Source organism: Serratia sp. TMDUHS_CL, assembly GCF_037137105.1.
GTDB lineage: Bacteria > Pseudomonadota > Gammaproteobacteria > Enterobacterales > Enterobacteriaceae > Serratia > Serratia nevei.
Genome location: NZ_JBBBDV010000003.1, coordinates 499,423 through 516,754, shown reverse-complemented (window position 1 = coordinate 516,754; position 17,332 = coordinate 499,423). Strand labels below are relative to the sequence as shown.

General features: G+C 60.9%; 18 protein-coding genes. 5 read left to right on the top strand and 13 right to left on the bottom strand.

From position 1 onward, the window contains the following. The first annotated feature begins 306 nt into the window (after positions 1 to 306). The 4 genes from pqqU to WCL58_RS09480 all read left to right on the top strand — a co-directional run bounded on the left by pqqU (position 307) and on the right by WCL58_RS09480 (position 5,562). The gene (gene pqqU / locus WCL58_RS09495; protein ID WP_336850979.1) at positions 307 to 2,451 is read left to right on the top strand and encodes a TonB-dependent receptor PqqU; all 2,145 of its coding nucleotides are present in this window, start codon (positions 307 to 309) and stop codon (positions 2,449 to 2,451) included. A 147-nt stretch (positions 2,452 to 2,598) separates the two neighbouring features. Further along, the gene (locus WCL58_RS09490) at positions 2,599 to 4,971 is read left to right on the top strand and encodes a glucose/quinate/shikimate family membrane-bound PQQ-dependent dehydrogenase (RefSeq protein WP_336850978.1); all 2,373 of its coding nucleotides are present in this window, start codon (positions 2,599 to 2,601) and stop codon (positions 4,969 to 4,971) included. A 229-nt stretch (positions 4,972 to 5,200) separates the two neighbouring features. Further along, positions 5,201 to 5,386: a hypothetical protein gene (locus WCL58_RS09485; protein ID WP_060420507.1), complete on the top strand. Its 186-nt coding sequence runs from the start codon at positions 5,201 to 5,203 to the stop codon at positions 5,384 to 5,386. Then, positions 5,383 to 5,562 carry a hypothetical protein gene (locus tag WCL58_RS09480; protein ID WP_038872213.1) on the top strand — a complete coding sequence of 60 codons (180 nt, stop codon included), beginning with the start codon at positions 5,383 to 5,385 and terminating at the stop codon, positions 5,560 to 5,562. The genes WCL58_RS09485 and WCL58_RS09480 overlap by 4 nt, the downstream gene beginning before the upstream one ends. A 44-nt stretch (positions 5,563 to 5,606) precedes the next feature. Here the strand turns inward: WCL58_RS09480 and WCL58_RS09475 are convergent, their stop codons facing one another. From WCL58_RS09475 to WCL58_RS09430, 10 genes are all read right to left on the bottom strand, one after another. Beyond that, positions 5,607 to 6,212, bottom strand: coding sequence for a helix-turn-helix transcriptional regulator (locus tag WCL58_RS09475; protein WP_084827590.1), 606 nt, complete (start codon positions 6,210 to 6,212; stop codon positions 5,607 to 5,609). A gap of 121 nt (positions 6,213 to 6,333) precedes the next feature. After that, a complete protein-coding gene (locus tag WCL58_RS09470) occupies positions 6,334 to 7,176 on the bottom strand; it encodes an MrpH family fimbial adhesin (RefSeq protein WP_060439626.1) in 843 nt (280 codons plus the stop codon). Positions 7,177 to 7,215: 39 nt separating this feature from the next. Continuing rightward, positions 7,216 to 7,770, bottom strand: coding sequence for a fimbrial protein (locus tag WCL58_RS09465; RefSeq protein ID WP_370592990.1), 555 nt, complete (start codon positions 7,768 to 7,770; stop codon positions 7,216 to 7,218). Between the two features lie 14 nt (positions 7,771 to 7,784). Continuing rightward, complete coding sequence (locus tag WCL58_RS09460) at positions 7,785 to 8,276, bottom strand: fimbrial protein (RefSeq protein WP_060420498.1); 492 nt, start codon at positions 8,274 to 8,276, stop codon at positions 7,785 to 7,787. A 15-nt stretch (positions 8,277 to 8,291) separates the two neighbouring features. Next, complete coding sequence (locus WCL58_RS09455; RefSeq protein ID WP_060420495.1) at positions 8,292 to 8,783, bottom strand: fimbrial protein; 492 nt, start codon at positions 8,781 to 8,783, stop codon at positions 8,292 to 8,294. A 9-nt stretch (positions 8,784 to 8,792) separates the two neighbouring features. Further along, positions 8,793 to 9,401: a fimbrial protein gene (locus tag WCL58_RS09450; protein WP_060420492.1), complete on the bottom strand. Its 609-nt coding sequence runs from the start codon at positions 9,399 to 9,401 to the stop codon at positions 8,793 to 8,795. Positions 9,402 to 9,431: 30 nt separating this feature from the next. Beyond that, on the bottom strand, positions 9,432 to 10,190 hold the full coding sequence (locus WCL58_RS09445; RefSeq protein ID WP_060420489.1) for a fimbria/pilus periplasmic chaperone: 759 nt from the start codon (positions 10,188 to 10,190) through the stop codon (positions 9,432 to 9,434). 33 nt (positions 10,191 to 10,223) lie between these two features. After that, positions 10,224 to 12,764, bottom strand: a complete 2,541-nt coding sequence (locus WCL58_RS09440) for an outer membrane usher protein (protein ID WP_336850977.1) — start codon at positions 12,762 to 12,764, stop codon at positions 10,224 to 10,226. A 56-nt stretch (positions 12,765 to 12,820) separates the two neighbouring features. Then, on the bottom strand, positions 12,821 to 13,324 hold the full coding sequence (locus tag WCL58_RS09435; RefSeq protein ID WP_100396941.1) for a fimbrial protein: 504 nt from the start codon (positions 13,322 to 13,324) through the stop codon (positions 12,821 to 12,823). 128 nt (positions 13,325 to 13,452) lie between these two features. Continuing rightward, positions 13,453 to 13,977: a fimbrial protein gene (locus tag WCL58_RS09430; RefSeq protein WP_336850976.1), complete on the bottom strand. Its 525-nt coding sequence runs from the start codon at positions 13,975 to 13,977 to the stop codon at positions 13,453 to 13,455. 774 nt (positions 13,978 to 14,751) lie between these two features. On the opposite strand from WCL58_RS09430, the gene WCL58_RS09425 reads away from it, so the two are divergent. Continuing rightward, positions 14,752 to 15,015, top strand: a complete 264-nt coding sequence (locus WCL58_RS09425; RefSeq protein ID WP_060420478.1) for a FaeA/PapI family transcriptional regulator — start codon at positions 14,752 to 14,754, stop codon at positions 15,013 to 15,015. A gap of 56 nt (positions 15,016 to 15,071) precedes the next feature. Here WCL58_RS09425 and WCL58_RS09420 read toward each other — a convergent pair whose 3' ends face one another. The 3 genes from WCL58_RS09420 to WCL58_RS09410 form a co-directional block, all read right to left on the bottom strand. Continuing rightward, the gene (locus WCL58_RS09420) at positions 15,072 to 16,505 is read right to left on the bottom strand and encodes an EmmdR/YeeO family multidrug/toxin efflux MATE transporter (protein WP_060439618.1); all 1,434 of its coding nucleotides are present in this window, start codon (positions 16,503 to 16,505) and stop codon (positions 15,072 to 15,074) included. 114 nt (positions 16,506 to 16,619) lie between these two features. After that, positions 16,620 to 17,018 (bottom strand): type II secretion system pilot lipoprotein GspS, encoded by a 399-nt coding sequence (gene gspS, locus WCL58_RS09415; protein ID WP_060420474.1) that lies wholly within the window; start codon positions 17,016 to 17,018, stop codon positions 16,620 to 16,622. A gap of 86 nt (positions 17,019 to 17,104) precedes the next feature. Beyond that, entirely contained in the window at positions 17,105 to 17,305 is a 201-nt protein-coding gene (locus tag WCL58_RS09410; protein WP_016927170.1) for a hypothetical protein, read from the bottom strand. Positions 17,306 to 17,332: the final 27 nt, after the last annotated feature.

The following is a 17,332-nucleotide window of genomic DNA, read 5'->3' as shown; positions in this document are numbered from 1 at the left end:
TTGACTACATTACATTCATTAATAAAATAAATGAAATAAACAAATTAAAAAAACAAATAGGATTATATTTAAGATAAGTGATGGTAATTTAAAAACGCCCAGAAAATCACTATTGAATAGAGAATTTTCTTAATTAAAAACACACCTCTTTCTGCTGCGCTATTCCAAAGCGCACGATGTCGGAATATCCTATACTCTTTGCAGGATGCAGTTTCCTTCCCATTGAATGCCAGTACAGGGAGTCAAAAATGGCTATTTTCGCCCCTTTGCGGGCAACTCTTTCAGCATTATTGGCAGAATTATCTGATGAATAAAAAACGTCCCGCCTTGACCCCGGCAACCCTGTTATTGCTGCAGCCGATCTGTATCGGCTCGGCCCTGGCGGCGGAGCAAAAAGACAGCGACACCCTGGTGGTGATGGCGCAACCCGCCGGATTGACCGAGCTGGGGTCGCCGGTCTCCGTTAGCGTGATCGACGGCGAAACCCTGCGCAACGCCGCGCCGCAGATTAACCTGTCGGAAAACCTCGGCAGCGTGCCGGGCCTGCAGATCCAAAATCGGCAAAACTATGCGCAGGATCTGCAGATGTCGATACGCGGGTTCGGCAGCCGTTCGATGTTCGGCGTGCGCGGGGTGCGCATGTACGTCGACGGCATTCCCGCCACCATGCCCGACGGCCAGGGGCAAACCTCCAATATCGACATCAATTCCGTCGAACGCATCGAGGTGCTGCGCGGCCCTTATTCCGCGCTGTACGGCAACGCCTCGGGCGGGGTTATCAATGTTGATACGATAACCGGCACCCAGCCGCCGACGCTGGAAGCCGGCGGCTATTTCGGCAGCGACAACACCTGGCGCTACGGGGTGAAAGCGACCGGCGCTACCGGCGACGGTACCCAGGCCGGCGACGTCAACTACGCCATCTCCGGCACCCGCTTTACCACCCAGGGCTACCGCGATCACAGCGCCGCGCGGAAAAACCTCGGCAACGGCAAGCTCGGCGTGCGGCTGGACGACGTCAGCACCCTGACGCTGATGTTCAACAGCGTCTCGATTGACGCCGGCGATCCGGGCGGCCTGACCGAGGCGGAATGGAAGGCCAACCCGCGCCAGGCGCCGCGCGCGGATCAATACAACACCCGCAAATCGCTCGACCAGACCCAGGCCGGCCTGCGCTATCAACGCCAGATGAGCGAGCGCGATGAACTGACCCTGACCGCCTACCACGGCGAGCGCCACACCACGCAATACCAATCAATCCCGATGGGGCCGCAGCTCAACCCCACCCACGCCGGCGGGGTGATCGTGCTGGAAAGAAAATATCAGGGCATTGACACTCGCTGGAAGCATGAGGATACTCTCGCATCGTTACCGGTAACACTGATCGGCGGTCTGGATTATGAAACCATGACCGAACGCCGCCAGGGGTTCGAAAACTTTATTCTGCGAGACGGCACAGTGGACTACGGCGAGAAAGGCGACCAGCGGCGCAACGAGAAGAACCGCATCTGGAACCTGGATCCTTACCTGCAAACCTCCTGGCAACTGACGCCGCACTGGACGCTGGACGCCGGCCTGCGCTACAGCACGGTCAGCTTCGACTCGACCGACTACTACATCACGCCGCGCAACGGCGACGACAGCGGCAGCAAACGCTACCACCAGTGGCTGCCGATGGGCTCGCTCAACTACAAGATCAATCCGGCGTGGAACGTCTATCTCTCCGCCGGCCGCGGCTTTGAAACCCCCACCATCAACGAGCTCTCCTACCGTCCCGACGGCCAGTCAGGCCTCAACATCGGCCTACAGCCTTCCACCAGCGATACCGTCGAACTGGGCAGCAAACTGCGCCTCGGCAACGGCCTGGTGAGCGCGGCCCTGTTCCAGACCGATACCGATAACGAGCTGGTGGTAGCGGAAAGCAGCGGCGGACGCACCAGCTATGCCAACGCCGGCAAAACCCGGCGGCGCGGCCTGGAGCTGGCGCTGGATCAAGAGTTTGCGCTGGACTGGCGCCTGCATATGGCCTGGACGCTGCTGGACGCCACCTACCGCAGCGATATGTGCGGCAAAGCCGTTTGTACCCCGGCCCAGACCATTCCCGCCGGCAATCGCCTGCCGGGCATCGCGCGCAACATGGGCTACGCTTCGCTGGCCTTTGCGCCGCCGGAAGGCTGGCACGCCGGCGCGGAGCTGCGCTACATGAGCGACATTCAGGCCAACGACGCCAACAGCGCGCAGGCCCCCTCTTACACCGTGGCCGGCGTAAACGCCGGCTATCGCTTTACCTGGAACCGCTGGGCGCTGGACGTGTTCAGCCGGGTAGATAACGTGTTCGATCGCCGTTACGTCGGTTCGGTGATCGTCAACGAAGGCAACGGCCGCTATTTCGAGCCGGCGCCGGGTCGCAACTGGGGTGGCGGCGCCACCTTGTCTTACCGCTTTGAATAAGGCAAAGCACCTTAAGGTTAAAAGACGGGATGGGTTTTACGTCACCCTAGCGGCTTCCCGCTGAAATATTAGGGAGAAACCGCGTGTTTTTTCCGATTTGGCTTAATCTCTAAATCGGGGACTTTCATTTTTGGTAAGGGTATTGCTATGCAAAATAAAGCGTCACTATCGCCGCTTATCGTCATAACGGCGCTGTTTGCCGCCCTGAGCGGGCTTTATCTGCTCGGCGGCGGCATTTGGCTGGCCAAGTTGGGCGGTTCGCTGTATTACATCATCGCCGGGCTGGTGCTGCTGGCGACCTCTTGGCTGCTGTTCCGCCGCCGCGCCACCGCGCTGCTGCTGTATGCCGTGTTCCTGTTGGGCACCACCGTTTGGGCCTTGTGGGAAGTCGGCCCGGACTTCTGGGCGTTGACGCCGCGTCTGGACGTCACCTTCTTCTTCGGCCTGTGGCTGGTACTGCCGTTTATCTACCGTAAGCTGGTGGCCAACGGCAAGTTCGCCTACGGTGCGCTGAGCGCGGCGCTGGTCATCACCGTCATTGCGCTGGCCTATGCCGTGTTCAACGATCCGCAAGAGATCAACGGCACCCTCGACGCCGCGCAGGTACAGCCTAAAGACACCACCGGCGCCGACTGGCCGGCCTATGGCCGCACCCAGGAAGGCACCCGTTACTCGCCGCTGAGCCAGATCAACGACAAAAACGTTGGCCAGCTGCAAGAGGTTTGGCGTTTCCAGACCGGCGATCTGAAGACCGCCAACGATCCGGGTGAAATCACCAACGAAGTCACGCCGATCAAGATCCGCGATACCCTTTACATGTGTACGCCGCACCAGAAGCTGTTTGCGCTGGATGCCGCCACCGGTAAAGAAAAATGGAAGTTTGATCCGCAGCTGAAGTACAACCCGACCTTCCAGCACATCACCTGCCGTGGCGTGTCTTACCACGAAACCGCTGCCGCCGCAGACGCTGCCGGCAACGCCGCACCGGCGATGTGCGCACGCCGCATCATTCTGCCGGTCAACGACGGCCGCCTGTTCGCGCTGGACGCCGAAACCGGCAAACCGTGCCCGGACTTCGCCAACAACGGCGAACTAAACCTGCAGAGCAACATGCCGTATGCGACGCCGGGCCACTACGAGCCGACTTCGCCGCCGGTGATCACCGATAAAGTGATCGTCGTCGCCGGCGCCGTGACCGACAACTACTCCACCCGTGAGCCTTCCGGCGTGATCCGCGGCTTCGACGTCAACAGCGGCAAGCTGCTGTGGGCCTTCGATCCGGGCGCGAAAGATCCGAACGCCATCCCGGCGGACGAGCATCACTTCGTGCCGAACTCGCCGAACTCCTGGGCACCGGCCGCCTATGACGCCAAGCTGGATATCGTCTATCTGCCGATGGGCGTCGCCACGCCGGACATCTGGGGCGGCAACCGCACCCCGGAAATGGAGCGCTACGCCAGCGGCCTGTTGGCGCTGAACGCCTCCACCGGCAAGCTGGTCTGGTTCTATCAGACGGTTCACCATGACCTGTGGGACATGGACGTGCCGGCGCAGCCGACCCTGGCGGACATTACCGACAAGAGCGGTAAAAAAGTGCCGGTCATCTACGTGCCGACCAAAACCGGCAACATCTTCGTGCTGAACCGCACCAACGGCGAACTGGTGGTGCCGGCGCCGGAGAAACCGGTACCGCAGGGGCCGGCCAAAGGCGATCGCCTGTCACCGACCCAGCCGTTCTCCGAGCTGACCTTCCGTCCTGAGAAGAAACTGACCGGTGCAGACATGTGGGGCGCGACCATCTATGACCAGCTGGTCTGCCGCGTGATGTTCCACAGCCTGCGTTATGAAGGCACCTTCACCCCGCCTTCCGAGCAGGGCACGCTGGTGTTCCCGGGTAACCTCGGCATGTTCGAGTGGGGCGGCCTGGCCGTCGATACCGATCGCGAAATCGCCATCGCCAACCCAATCGCGCTGCCGTTCGTGTCCAAACTGATCCCACGCGGCCCAGGCAACCCGATTGAGCCGCCGGAAGGCGACAAGGGCGGCAGCGGTACCGAAACCGGTATCCAGCCGCAGTATGGCGTGCCGTTCGGCGTTACCCTGAACCCGTTCCTGTCACCGTTCGGCCTGCCGTGCAAACAGCCGGCCTGGGGTTACATTTCCGCCGTTGATCTGAAAACCAACGACATCGTGTGGAAAAAACGCATCGGCACCGTGCGCGACAGCTCCCCGCTGCCACTGCCGTTCAAAATGGGCATGCCGATGCTGGGCGGCCCGGTGACCACCGCCGGTAACGTGTTCTTCATCGGCGCCACCGCAGACAACTACCTGCGCGCCTTCAGCGTGACCAACGGTGAGAAACTGTGGGAAGCGCGCTTGCCGGCCGGCGGCCAGGCGACGCCGATGACCTATGAGGTCAACGGTAAGCAGTACGTCCTGATCTACGCCGGCGGCCACGGTTCCTTCGGCACCAAGCTGGGCGACTATGTGGTCGCTTACGCGCTGCCCGATCAGAAGTAACCGCCACCGGTAATACCCTGCAAAGCACGCCGCAAGGCGTGCTTTTTCTTTTTACGCCCCGCCTGATGCGCCGCCCGCAATACCCTTAATTTTTTCATTTTCATTATTGATAATAATTATCATTCGCAATATTATGAGTGCGTGGCCCCGGCAGTGGCCCGCAATCCTTCTCCACCTTAATGGGCAATATGGCAGTCGGCCGCCTGCGGGCGGCCCTATTCGGAGGCGCATGGTCGACCACACGCAAAGACACCAAAAGAAGATCCTGCAAGCGGCGGTGAAGACGCGGCGCGCCGGCCTGCCGTTCGAGCCGGCTCACCCCGTCCATTCGCCCTTTGTCGGGCTTCCCCATCAAACAGAGGCCGTGCTGGTGCACCTGATCGGCCAAGATGACCCACAGGAGCCGCCGGAATGAATGTGCAGCCTTTTACCGCCATGCTGATGTTTGCCTACGTGCTACTGATGGTGCCGCTGCTCTACGTCATCGACAGCCGTCTGAGCGCCGGTAAGCTGGTGCGCAAAGCCACGCAAAACGTCATCATCATCGCGTTGACGCTGTTGTTCTTCAGCGCGATGACCCTGCTGTATTGACGCCGCAGCGGCTCAGGCGTAGGTCTGGCGCCTGAGCCGCGCCGTCACCCTCGCGGCCGCTCTACGGTTTTCAACCCGCCCATTCGCAGCCAGTGGTAGAGATCCGCGTTGCGTTTGAAACCCAGTTTTCTCATCGCCGCCTGTTTGTGGTTGCTGACGGTTTTCACGCTCAGGTGCAGGTTGCGCGCAATGGTGGTCTGCGGCAATTCACAGGCCAGATAGCGCATCACGTCCTGCTCGCGGCGGGTAATGCGCTGCCGTTCGCACCAATGGCAGCGGTGCGCTGCCCCGCTTTGCGCCCGCGCCGCCAGCGCCAGGTCCAGCTGTCTGACTACGCTGTCCGGCGAGTCATTGCGGAAGATCACCCCCGTTTCGCTGATGCAACGCGGCTTATCGCGCCAGCGAATATCGCCCGGCTCACGCAGCGCAAAGTTGATCGGTCGGCTGCCGCTCACTGAACGCAGGCAGAAACGCGCCTGCCAGTCTCGCTCCACGGACTGGAACACCATATCCGCCCGATGCGCCTGTGCGGCGTCCAGCAGCTGAACCCGCATGCCGCAGCGCGAGAAATACGCCAGCAGCAGCCGCTGCAATCCTTCAATAAAGAAACGGTCATTATCGATAAACGCCAGAGTGATGGTGCTTTCCATCGGCACGCTCCCTTTAAAATAATCCTTTCCGGCCGCCACCGAGCGTGAGCCATCCCCCCGATGGCGGGCGGCTCAACGACATAACGCGGCATCGCGCCGGCGCGCGGCGGGGGTAATGCGGCTACGGCAACGCCAGAATGGCGACCGATTGCCCCGAGTAATCGCCGGCCTTGACCGTTCCGGTCACGCCGAGCGTGGAAGTGATCGGCACCGTGACGCCGCGTGTATCCGCAGTGAACTGGTAACCCAGGTTGCCCAGAGCGCCATTGATGCGCAGCGTGCTGTAAACGCCGGAGTTCCCCAGATCCAGGCGGCCATTGCTGCCGACACGGATATACATGACGATGTTCATCTTCTGCGAGCAAACCACGCGCAGGCTGCCACGCGCCGTGTTGCCCACCAGTTCGGTATCCGGCAACACCCCGTGGTTCAGATCGAGCTGTTGCTCATCGATGCCGCACACCCCGACCGGCGGTGGCGCGATGCCGCAAACGCTGCTCGGCATCAATCTCGCACTGGCCCCCTGAACAACGGAAGAGGAACTGGTGGTATAAAACAGCCCGACACACTCCTGAGTGATAGCGTCCCCCACATGAGAAGTCGCGCCGACAATCGGCAACGGATAGATGTTTTGGTAGAAGCGGCTGAGTTCGCCCATCGTCCTCAATTGGGTGATCTGTGGGTAGCGCCCTGAGCCGACGATAGAGGTCGACGGTGTCACCGCCGTACTGCCGCCGGTATTGGCACTGGTGTGGCGGTGGTTGATCCCCACCGCGCACATACTTTGCTGGTAACAGGGATTGGGCGACGAATCGTCCGTATCCCAGCTTTCGAGCACAAATTCATAGGACGCGTTGCTGGGGGAGCCGGTGCTCTTGGTCACGTACGAGTATATTTGCGCCGAGCACAGCCCCGGCAGCAGGCCAAACAGTAAGTACATCCATCTGAAGTGAACACGCTGCATCGCGTCATATCCTTATTCTGTGGTGCCGGAGCCCGGCGCTCATTGGTAATCCAGACTGAAAGTCGCAATGGCGCTGAAAGCGCCGCGACCGATAGCTCGCTTCGCGATCGCTTCCGGTTCGCCGCGCACATAAGCCTGTACGCCGATAACCGTGCTGCCGTTCTGCAACGGGTACTTGCCGCCGGCGCTGTTGAGCGGTAACGGCTGCCCCTGCGGCGTCTCCATGCCGATGGCGATCCCGCGCGCCTGGCTGCTCGCCGCCAGTGCCAGAAGCCCCGGCAGCTGCGCATTCTCCGTGCCTTTGAAGGTGATCGAGACCGTCTTGCCCAGGCTGAGATCGCACTCCGTCAGCCGCAGCTCGAACGGTTGCCCCTGCGTGCGCTGGTTCAGGTACAGGTATTTGTCGACCAGCGTGCCGAAATCCAGCTCGATGTCTTCGTCGCCCGGCTGGATGACGCAAGGCTCCGCCACCAGCGCTCCGTGCATGCGCAGGTTGTCCACCGCGTGCGCCGCGCCGTTCACGCCCAGCGTCAGCAACAGCAGGCCGATGGCTCCGTGGCCGCCTGGCCGGCGGCGGGCTTGTATTGTTTTCACGCGCGCCTCCTTGTTCATTGGTAGTCGGCCCGCAGCGTCGCCGCGGCCTCGAATGCGCCTTCCGTCAAAGCTTCGCCCGGTTTGCCGACCGGCACCGCTTCCAGCAACGGCGGTTTGGCGGGATCGACGGGCAGTGCGCTGCCCACTTTGAACGGTTGGGCGTTCTGGTAAATGCGGATCCCCAGAGCGCGCCGATTGGTTTGCACCGCCGCTTCGTCGAACGTCGCGGCGGTGCCGGTCAGGCTCAGCAACATGTCCCATTTGCCGATCCCCGGTTCGCAGCGAATGCGGTAGCCGATGGTTTGTCGGTAGTTCACGCCATCAACCTTGTTGATGCCGACGCGATCGCCGAAGTCCACGTCGATGATCCCGTCGTCGTTAAGGGTGCAGGGCGGCGGCGCGATCAGCGTGCCGCGAAACTGCATGTCGACCGTTTTTTCCGCCCAGGCGAAAGGGCACGCCATCGCGGCGCACAGCAGCACGCTCGCCGTAAAACGTTGTTTCATGCTCTCGCTCCCGCGTTACTGGTAATCCACCTTCATGGTGGCGCCGGCGGTGAACTCGCCCGCCGTCAGCCTGGCGGAAGCCGATTTCACCGGCACCGCCTCAAGCGTCGGCGCGGCCGGATAGGTAAAGCTCAGCCATTGATTGACCGGCCAGCGGCGGCCGCCGTTCAGCAGCGCAATACCTAGCCCGTCCTTGCTGGTGCGCAGCAGCTGGCCGTCGAAACCGCTCGCCGCCCCCTGCACCTGCAGCTTGAGCCCGTTGCTGCTCTGCCCGCTGCACGTCAGCGTGTAATTCACCGCCCGCCGATAATTGGCGCCGTCGATGCGGGTGGTCATCACCTCATCGCCAAAGTCCACCTCAATCGGGCGCCCGCCGTTGATGATGCAGGGGGGCGAAAGCACGGTGACCCGCACGTTCACCGTGGTCGCCTGCGCCGGCAGTTGGCCCAGCGCCAGCATCCCCGCCAACCAGAACGCTGCCCGGCAACGCGTTATCTTCTGTGCCATCGCCTCGCCTCAGTCATAACTCAGCCTAAAATCCACCGTCGCCCGATACGCGCCGGCCATCAGCGGCGCCGCGGTTCGCTCCGGCGTCACGCTGTAGCTCAATGCATCTTGCCCCGGCGTCAACAGCAGCGGTTGCCCGCGGCTGCCCAGACGAACGTCGCGGCCGCGGCCGTCCAGCAGGCGCAGCCCCAGCCCGGTGGTACCCTGCGCTTTCACCAGCTGCGGGTTGTCGCTGTCCGCCGTCGAGCCGAAGCTGACCGTCACCGCCGGCTGATTCGGCGCCCAGGTCAACGCGCCGGTGCGCGCATCACGCTGGCCGCCCGGGGTGCGCAGACAATCCTGCAAGCGCAGTTCGAACGCCACCGGCTGCCCGCGATCGCCGACCTGCCGCAACCGTGCGGTGCCGGTCTCACCCAGCCAGATGTCCTGCCGCGCGCTGGTCATCTCCAACCGGCAGGCGCTCTCCGTCAGCGCGCCGTACACCTGCAGCACGCCATTGGCGCCCTCTACCTGCCAGTTGTCCACCTCGTCAGCCTGCGCCGGCGGCATCGCTATCACGCCCAGACTGAGCGCCAGCAGCAACGCGCCTGCGCCGATTTTTTTCCGTTCTCGTTTCATCCTTTACCCCTGAATGGCTCACAGCGCGGGTTATGAAGCCGTCCGTTTCTCCGGCACCACTTTGCAGCTCGTGCCGCTGCAGCTGAAGCTCAGCTGCGGCCGGCCGCCGTAATCGTTGATGTAGGTCAGCACCGGGCTGCCGCCCAGCGCCGCTGCGCCGACGGTCAGGCTCGCCTGGCTTTTCGGCGCGATCATGAAAGGCTCAAACCCCTTCACGCCCTCGCCGCCCTTTTTGCTGCCCGCATCGACGATGGTGATGTAGTACGGCGTCGGGTTATTGACCTGGTAGCGCTCTCCTTGCCGTGTCAGCGTCAACTGCTCCTGCCACGGCGTCGCCATGTCGGTACGGCTCGGCACGATAGCGGCCGGGCGGTAGAACAGCTTGATGCGCGTCTGCAGCGCGATCTGCAGCGTATTGGGCTTGTTGCTCTTCGGCGGGATCTCGCGCAGGTTGAAGTAGTACAGCGTCTCGCGGTCCTGCGGCAGCTGTTTGGCCGCCGGCAGCGCCTGGATCTTGATCTGGCTCGGTTTGCCCGGCTCGATGCGCTGCACCGGCGGCAACACCACCAGCGGGCTCTGGATCTTGTTGCCCTGCTCGTCCTCCAGCCAGCCCTGCGCCAGGTACGGCAGCTGTTTGTTCTGGTTACTGAGATTGAGGCTGACCGAGTTCTGGCCGCCGTCGAAGATCACCCGGGTGCGGTCGAGCGCGATCGCCGCCTGCGCGTGCTGCGACACCGTGGCGCCCAGCAACACGAGCACCGCCGCGGTTTTCAGAGAAAAAGTTTGCATGTTGTCGATAACTCCAAATTCAGGATGATGAATTTATTCAACCGGCTCCGCCGGCGCCGCGGCGATCGGCCGGCAAGGCAGCAGCAGCGTACGCGTGAGCATGTCGGCCGGCAGCGTGGCAGGCAGCTGCACCTGACACTGCGCCACGCCGCTCCAGTGAAGCGTCATGATCTCGCCGGCGTTGATGCCGCTCAGGTAGACGCTGCCGCCGTCGTTGACGATGCCGGTTTCTTGTTTACGGGCGTTCAGCACCGTGGCGCCGAACGGCGGCGTGCTGCCGTCCGCCAGTTTGACGATCGCCATTGCCTTCTCGCCGGCGATGACGTCAAACTGACGGTAGCCGATCGCGCCTTCGGTCAGGGTGGCCTGTACCACCGAGCGGGTGGCTTCGGCGTTGTAGCCCAGCTTGTCCAGATCGATGCTGGCCTTGTTGCGGTAGTAGCTGTTGACGTCCGCCACCACCGCCTTGCCGAAGCGGTTGGTGCTGACGGTGCTGCCGTAGCCGCGCACCGGCACCCCGGCCACGCCGTTGGTGTCCAGCAGCAGGCGCGTGCCGCCAATCATGCCGACGCGGTGCAACGCGCCGCCTTCCGGCGTCAGCGTCATGCCGCCCTGCGCGGACAGCCCCACGGCGCTGTAGCGTCCTTCCTGATAGCTGGCGTTGGCGCTCAGGCGCGCCGCATCGCCCTCGTGGTTGTAGTAGCCGCTCAGGTTGGCGCCGCGGCGCGAGCTGCCGGCACTCAGCTGATAGTTGTTGTGCTCATCGACTCGCTGGTAGTACCCCACCCGGTTCGTGTTGTCGTTGCGGTTCACCGTGCTGTTGTAGCTGAGCGTGGCGCCGTTGCCCCACGGCATCGACAGCGACAGGTACACGCCGTCGTCGTTGGTTTCGTTGTAGCGGTTGCGGTAGGCCGACAGCGACAGATTCAGGTTTTTTATCTCGCCGAGATCGAAATAGCGCGACAGCGTCAGGTTGTAACGATCGTTGGACGGACGATCCCAATAGGTCTGGTGGCTGTAGTTGAGATAGCTGCTCAGCCCCCAGTCGCGGAACTGCTTGTTGAAGGTGATGGTGTACATCTCCTTGTTGTTGCCGACCCGGCTGCCGTAATAGCGCGCATCGAGGTATTCGCCCATGCTCATGAAGTCCTCCTCCGAGAAGCGATAGCCTGCGAAGGTGACCTGACTGTCCAGCTCGTCGAAGGTTTTCGAATAACTCACGCGATAAGAGCCGCCGCTCAGCGTCTCATCCCGCTGCGGCAACCGCGCCCGCGACTGGGTGGCGTCGAACGACAGCGCACCGAACATCATCAGATCGCGGCCTATCCCCAGCGACAGCGCGTTATAGTCGCCGCCCAGCAGCGCCCCGCCATACAGCGACCACCCGTTGCTGACGCCCCAGGAGAACTCGCCGGTGCCGAACAGCGGTCCGCGCGAATGGTGCTGCCAGTCCGAAGGTTTGCCGGCGGCCAGCTTGAAGCGCCACGAGCCGGGGCGCGTCAGGTACGGAATACTGGCGGTGTTGACCTTGAACGCCTGCACGCTGCCATCCTGCTCCTCCACCCGCACGTCCAGTTCGCCGCTGATGGCGTCGTTGATGTCCTGAATGCGAAACGGCCCCGCCGCCACCTGAGTTTCATAGATCACCCGCCCCTGTTGGCTGATCGTCACCTTGGCGTTGGTCTTGGCGACCCCGACCACCTCAGGCGCATAGCCGCGCAGGTTAGGCGGCAGCATGTTGTCGTCCGACACCAGGCTCACGCCGGAGAAGCGGAAGCTGTCGAAAATGCCCGAATCCAGATAATCCTCACCCAACGTCAGGCGCGAGCGCAGCGCGGAAACGGCCCGATAGGCGTAGTAACGGCTCCAGTCCAACCGTTTGTCGGTCGATTGCCCGCTGCCGGTCTGATGGTTCACCTGCCCCTGCCAGTCGGCGCGCAGGCGCCAGGCGCCGAGGTTGGCGCCGGCGGTGCCGTTGCCGCTGACGCTGTACCCCCGCGTACCGCCCTGCTGCTGCTGCCGGCTCTGGGCGTTGACGTTGTAATCGAACAGCAGGCCCGGAATGCCTTCATCCCAACGCGACGGCGGATCCCAGTCTTCCGAGCTGTATTCCAGGTAGGCCTGCGGCACGCTTAAATACAGCGCGCCCGTCGCCAGATCGCCGCGCGACACCATCCCTTTCAGGCTGGACTCATCCAGACACTCTCCCTGATGCCACCAGGTGAGCGTTTGCATCGCCGCCGATTTCAGCCCCAGCTGATCGACCAGCGCTTTGCCGACGCAGGCGCGGCTGCCGTCAGGTTCGTTGTCCGGCGGATAAAAAGGGATTTTCTGCTCGGGTAACTCGCTTTTATTGAGATGAACCACCATGCTGTAACTTCCCGGCATAATGTATCCACTGCGGGAAAATTGGCTTAGGTCGATATTTTTGCGATCGTTCACGTCCAAAATGTCGGCATTAAACTGAATACCGTCTTCGGCATATACCCACGTTGATGAACTTCCCAGCGCCAGCGTGATACATAACCCCAGCACCTGAAAACGAAATAGCTTCCCAGCAGGCGACAACATCATATCCCTAACCTTATATCGTATAATTCTGGCGTTGCGGCTCGCCGCAATCGCAGCGCTCAGTAATAATCCAGCTTAAAACGCACGGCGGAAAAATAATTCCCTGCACGCATCGGTTGATTATTGGCAACCAGCTTTATGGAATAATTAAGCGACATGCTGCCTGGCGTTATATCGCCAAGCGGCAACGGCCGACCTGGCGCGGCAATATTCCCCAGGCCATCGGATATTTGCAGCGCGATGCCTTTCGCTTCGCCGTGCACGCCGAATAAATCGCCCTCGGCATCACCGTCGAAAACCACCTGAAACTGCCGCCAGTCCGGTAAATTCGGCTTCGGGCGCTCAAGCGTGCAGTTGATTAATTCAATGGTGAAGGCATGTGTATTGCCCAAACCGTCACGCATCATATTTCCCGTCGGCATTACGGCCATATCGATAGTCTGTTCGCGGCTGCCGGCGGCGATCGCGCAAGCGGTATCAATAATGGCTCCTTGCATATTTACGCGCCCCCAGCCTTGAGAGCTGGGCGCCGCCGACACGGCCGGGCTCATCAGCGTGGCCATCAATATGCAAGGAGACACTATAGGGTGAATAAATCGGCGCACTGAACCTCCTGACAACTGCCCTTCCATCTTGGAAAAATGCATGCGGGGAACCCCCGCATGCAAAAAGTCACGCCAATGGCGCAGGCTTACTGGTAAGCCAGCTTGAAGTCGGCTACGGCGGTGAAATCACCCGGAACCACGCTGGCGGAAGCGCCGTCGCCCTGCAGGTAAGCCGCAAAGCGCAGCGTGTTGGTACCGGCACCCAGGTTATGCGGAGCCGTGGCGGTGCCCAGCTTGATCGGATTGCTGGCGGTGTCGGTGATGGCGATGCTGGCGCCGCTGGCGGTGCCGACGATGCCCAGCAGATCCTTGTTGGCGGCAGAGGCTTCGCCTTCGAAGGTGGTCGTGACGGTTTTCAACGTCGAGTTGTCGCACTGTTCCAGTTTGATATCGAACTGGCGTGGCGCCGATTTGCCGCCATTTTTCAACGCAACGTTGGAAACCTGGCCCATATCCACGGTCTGGTCCACGGTCTCAGGAGAAATGGAGCAAGGCGCATCAATAATGGAACCGGTAAACGTCACTTTGCCATGCCCCTGATCGCCGGCATGCGCCAGAGAAGAAACGCCAAACGCCAGAGCCGCTGCCAGCATGATTTTGTTCAGTTTCATAATTCACTTATTCCTTTAATTTATGTAAAAAGCGCAGGATCGCTCCCGTTCCTTTAACAGTTATTTATATAATCCAGAATGAAAACGGTATTATCCGCAGACAAAGCAAACCCTCACGATAATTAAATCGCGTATTTTATTTCATCATTACCCATTTTAGGTATTCAGCAAAACTCACGCTAACGAGAAAGAAAAAAATCAAATCTTTAAATTTCCACAAAATTTACTACCCATCATGAAAATTACACTAAGATTTAACTTATTCGCTTGTCTTGGCCCGAATATTGTTACAAAAACCGCGACAATTTGAAAAGTCATTTCCGGCAAAAGCAATAAATACGAGATATAAGCCCAAAAACCACAGGGCAAATATATTTTTGCGAAACAACAGATCGTAAAATTAACAACGCCAGTCAATTATCTCGTAAAATATATATCACGCGACATTATTGATCGCCTTTTTTCTATTTGCGTTATAATGATCCGGAAAAGGAAAGGGAGGCTTATCAATTCGGTCCGGTAAAAACCGGCACCGGGCAGTAAATAATGGAGAAAAGATATGAATTACAGCCATTACATACAGCAGGCTGAGCATTTAGCCACCCCGTTACCCCTTCTGATCGGTGAGTGCCGCGGGATTATCGCAACGGAAATATCGGGTTCAGGCAGGCGTTCGCGATCGGTTCAAGAAGGGTATTGCCGGAACAGAGCATTATTGTCCGGGAGACGCTTACCGTTATATCAAAACTCGGCTGAGGCTTAAGGGAGGCTGACATGATAAAACGCACGCCAAAACAACAAGAATTACAAAACCTGCAGCAGCATTTATTAACCACGCTGCACCGCCTCTGCCCTGTGGCCAACGGTGCGGCCCCCCCGCCCCCCGGCGAGTGGCCCACCACTCGCCAGCTGGCCGAGTCTAACGACATCACCATCTATCAGGCGCGCAACCTGCTGTTGAATCTGGCCGGCAGGGGCAAAGTGTTGGTCACGCCGGGGCCGGTCAATAAGTCGTTGCGCTGGTACCCTTCCCTCTGAACGCGTTTTTCCTGCCGGTGTCCCCCAGGCTACCGGCAGGCTTCGCACGGACGAGACTATCCGGCGTCCGTGCGCCTGACCCGCGGATATTTCCACAGCCAGCGCCCGCTGACCATGCGCCAGTAAAACAAAGCGCCGCGCACCGCCCAATCGAGGAACATCCCCAGCCAGACGCCCACCACGCCCATGCCCAGTTCAATGCCCAGCACATAGCCGGCCACCACGCGGCAGCCCCACATGCCCAGCATCGTCACCCACATGGCGAAGCGGGCGTCGCGCGCGCCTTTCAGCCCGGCGGGCAACACCCAGGAAGCGGCCCAGATCGGCATAAAGGCGGCGTTGAGCCAGATGAGGGTTTTCACTACCGTTTTTACGTCATCCTGCGAGGTATAGAACGCGGCAAAGACGCCGGCCAGCGGCGCCGTGCCCCAGGCGATGGCGGTCAGCCCGAGGGTCGACAGCCAGAAAATATGGCGCAGCTGCCGCTCCGCCTGGCCGATCTCGCCTTTGCCGAGCCGCCGCCCCACGATGATGGTCGAGGCAGAGCCCAGCGCGTTGCCCGGCAAGTTGATCAGCGAAGCGATAGAAAAAGCGATGAAGTTGCCGGCGATCACGTTGGTGCCCATGCCGGCGACGAACATCTGCGTCAGCAGCTTGCCGCCGTTGAACAGCACCGATTCGACGCTGGCGGGAATGCCGATCCCCAGCACTTCCCACAGGATGCTCATCTTCAGCGGCGTGAAATAGCTTTTCAGGGTGATGTGCAGCGCCGGGTTAAAACCGATCGCCAGCACATAGAGAATGGCGATGGCACCGATATAGCGGGAAATCGTCAGCCCCAGCCCGGCGCCGACGAAGCCCAGCCCGTGCCAGCCGAGCATGCCGTAAATCAGAATGCTGCTGATGATGATATTGAGGATATTCATGCCGCCGTTGATCAGCAGCGGGATCTTGGTGTTGCCCGCGCCGCGCAATGCGCCGCTGCCAATCAGCGCAATCGCCGCCGCCGGGTAGCTCCACACCGTGGTCTGCAGGTAAGAGAGCGCCAGCGCCTTCACCTCCGGCGAGGCCGCCCCGGCGATCACATCGATGATCGGTTCGCCCGCCAGATGGATGCCTGCCGCCAACAGCAGCGCCACGCCGGTCATCAAGACCAGGGACTGACGCGCCGCCGCGCGCGCGCGCCGACGATCGCGCTTGCCGAGGCTGAAGGCCACCACCACGGTGGTGCCGAGATCCACCGCGGCGAAAAAGGCGATGATCACCATGTTGAAGCTGTCCGCCAGCCCCACCCCGGCCATCGCCTCTTTACCGAGCCAGCTCACCAGAAAGGTGCTCAGCACCCCCATCAACAGAACGCAGGCGTTCTCCAGAAAAATGGGCACCGCCAGCGGCGTGATTTCGCGCCAGAACAGCACGCGGTAGCTTTTCCGTTTGGCGTACCAGGGCGTATTTTCCACGCGCTGACGCAGGGCGGCATACAGGTTCAAGGTGGGCTCGATGGATAAAAGTGAAACATCATTTCAAATGATGAGCGATAACTCGTTATCCTGCAAAGAATTTTTGGGCGCCCGCGACGAGCGCCCGAAAGGCACACCGTCGCGCTACTCCATGTAGTCTTCCTGATCGGCCTGCGCCGCCGCGATAAAGCGTGCGGTGCTGCGGCTGAGTGTGGTGCATTTGTCCGTCAGCAGCTGATTGTCCTGCTGCAGAGTCAGGTAGCGCGCCTGGGTGAGTGCCGGCAGCTGCCGATACCCTGCCGCCTGCGTATCCCAGCCGCGATGCTGCGCCGCTCGCATCGCGGTGCGTTGCAATTTGACATCGTCCGGCACATCGCTGCGCCCGCAGTCCACGCGCAGGAAGTGCCCGCCGGCCAGCATCGAAGCGATGTGATCCAACTGCGCCTGCAGCGGCGGCGTCGGTTTATGCGCCGTTTGCTGACAGCCCGCCAGCAGCAGCAACGCCACCGCGCCGCAAAGAGAAGTGCGAAACAGAGTAGACATGGGAGCTCCCGGAAAACCTGTGGGTGATGCAATGATCTTAGGTGAGCGGATGCCGAGCGGCAAGGCGAGCAGCACGCGCTGCCCGCTTAACGCCGACCGCTGCTGACTTTGGTGGCGCGGGCGGGGTTGCCGGCGACGAACTCCAGCGTGGGGGAATAGTAAAACGGCAGCCAGGCGTTATAGCCGCTCTCCCACTCCCATTTGACCGGGCAGGGCCACAGCATGTCTTCATGCAGGATGTAATAGATCCACCGCCCGGGCGGACGGCGCGGTTTGCGCATTTTCATAGCGAGTACGGCGGCCTGATGGCGTGC